Source organism: Arthrobacter alkaliphilus (genome assembly GCF_021483235.1).
GTDB lineage: Bacteria > Actinomycetota > Actinomycetes > Actinomycetales > Micrococcaceae > Arthrobacter > Arthrobacter alkaliphilus.
This window is the reverse complement of record NZ_JAKEEC010000056.1, coordinates 1-1,433: the sequence shown is the minus strand read 5'-3', so window position 1 is coordinate 1,433 and position 1,433 is coordinate 1. Positions and strand designations below refer to the sequence as shown.

The following is a 1,433-nucleotide window of genomic DNA, read 5'->3' as shown; positions in this document are numbered from 1 at the left end:
GAGACGGGGCTGTCCGGGCCGACCGGGGCACCGGAGCGGGTATCCAAGGCACGGAACGGGGAAACCGGCACCATAGCCCCGGCATCAGTCGCGGCCGTCGTTAGCAGCGGGACTGCGGTGCCGACCGACGAAGGGGACGGGGTCGCGGATGCCGGCAGAACCCACAATCCGGCAGCCATGGCGATCGAAGCCAGAACCGTCAACATGGCAACGAACGTCGGTTTCAGAACACGCATGCAAGCCCCCACAAATGCAGCCACGGCAATGCCAGCCCTGGTCTTGGCAGAAATTATCACGGCGGTACTTGCGAATCCAAGCGATGTCACGGCTGGGGGCCAATGTGAACGCTGCGTGAGCTGGGCAAAACCGAATCTGCTGCCGGCGCGGACCTTCAATCCGCTCGACTCTCCACGTTCCAAGAGGATCTGGCTGCGTTCTATGCGCTGGATGCGGCCGATGCGAACGACGTTTGTAAGGTGTCGACGACCTTTTCCTGTACCTGTAGTACTTCGTACAGCGCACCGCCTTTGTGCGAGGGGAATCGGTGACTTCGGTCGTAGTCACCGTCGTACTCGCACATCGGGCAGTACTCATCGGGCCGCCGGATTCTCCTTTGTTGGGGGGGCAGGTCCACTTCGACGTCGACGGCGACGACTACTATGTCGACTTGCTGTTCTTCCACATGGATGAGAACCGGTACGTTGTCGTTGAGATGCGCTTCCCGCTGAGGGCAACCTCGTCGCGCGCTGGAATGGGTCGAACCCGACGCTCATGCGGACCTGAGCCGAGCGCCGATTAGAGGAACAGGGGACTGCTGCACGGATAGGTGACATCTGTTGTGCCTAGTCAAAGGGACTGGGCTGGAAGGATGTCTACTATGACCAAGCCGTACCCGAAGGAATTCCGGGATGATGTTGTCCGGGTCGCGTTGAATCGCGAGCCCGGGGTTGAGCTGGCCCAGATCGCGAAGGATTTCGGGGTCCATTTCACGACGTTGTACGGGTGGATGAAGAAGGCCGAGGTTGAGGCGGGGAACCGTCCGGGGATCACGGGTGAGCAGGCCGCGGAACTCGCGGCCGCGAAGCGGCGGATCAGGACGTTGGAGCAGGAGGTTGAGGTTCTGCGCCGGGCAGCGGCATATTTCTCCCAGGCTCATCTGCCGGGAAAATGAGCTACCCGCTCGTCCAAGACCTTGCCGCTGACGGTATTCCCGTCACGGTGACGTGCCGGGTGCTGAAGATCGCCCGCCAGCCTTACTACCGCTGGCTGGCCAACCCGGTTACCGATGCCGAGTACGAACAGGCCTACCGGGCCAATGCTTTGTTCGATGCCCACCGGGACGACCCCGAGTTCGGGTACCGATTCCTGGTCGATGAAGCCCGCACCTCGGGTGAGCCGATGTCTGAGCGGACCGCGTGGCGGATCTGCGCGGA

1 protein-coding gene and 3 pseudogenes are annotated in these 1,433 nt (G+C 62.1%); 3 read left to right on the top strand and 1 reads right to left on the bottom strand.

Features of this window, described 5'->3' with window-relative positions; translation table 11 throughout:
* Positions 1-236 (bottom strand): annotated as a pseudogene (locus L0B83_RS19565) (hypothetical protein); the annotation flags it as partial.
* A 383-nt stretch (positions 237-619) separates the two neighbouring features.
* On the opposite strand from L0B83_RS19565, the pseudogene L0B83_RS19560 reads away from it, so the two are divergent.
* The 3 genes and pseudogenes from L0B83_RS19560 to L0B83_RS19550 form a co-directional block, all read left to right on the top strand.
* Positions 620-799: pseudogene (locus tag L0B83_RS19560) on the top strand (hypothetical protein); the annotation flags it as partial.
* Between the two features lie 78 nt (positions 800-877).
* On the top strand, positions 878-1,171 hold the full coding sequence (locus L0B83_RS19555; protein ID WP_234760004.1) for a transposase: 294 nt from the start codon (positions 878-880) through the stop codon (positions 1,169-1,171).
* A pseudogene (locus L0B83_RS19550) lies at positions 1,168-1,433 on the top strand (IS3 family transposase); the annotation flags it as partial. The gene L0B83_RS19555 and the pseudogene L0B83_RS19550, both read left to right, overlap by 4 nt.